The sequence below is a fragment of the Mesorhizobium sp. WSM4989 genome (genome assembly GCF_029625795.1).
Lineage (GTDB): Bacteria > Pseudomonadota > Alphaproteobacteria > Rhizobiales > Rhizobiaceae > Mesorhizobium.
Map to the genome: position 1 here is coordinate 1 of NZ_JARTVN010000067.1, position 239 is coordinate 239.

1 protein-coding gene is annotated in these 239 nt (G+C 35.1%); it reads right to left on the reverse strand.

Annotation, left to right across the window (positions count from 1 at the left end):
- Positions 1–22: 22 nt before the first annotated feature.
- The coding region (locus P9217_RS30345; RefSeq protein ID WP_278088345.1) for a hypothetical protein at positions 23–239 on the reverse strand (217 nt) is incomplete at its 5' end.

A 239-nucleotide genomic window follows, 5' to 3' on the forward strand; every position in this document is an offset into this window, starting at 1 on the left:
ATGCTGAAGACTCAGGTTTTTCCTACTTCGTGAGTGTGGCACTGGGATCACAATCTTGTTCCTTTCCTAAAACTATATTTAAACAGTTTCTTTCTAGAAGCAAAACTTGGACATCCTTTTCCCAAGTTCCAAAGTTATTGAAGTTAAGTTTTTCTATGTTGCTTATTTCCATGCTTAAATCAAAGTTTAGATTTGCTCGCCTACTAAGCAATTTAGTCTCTGCTTTCAATCTCAAGTTT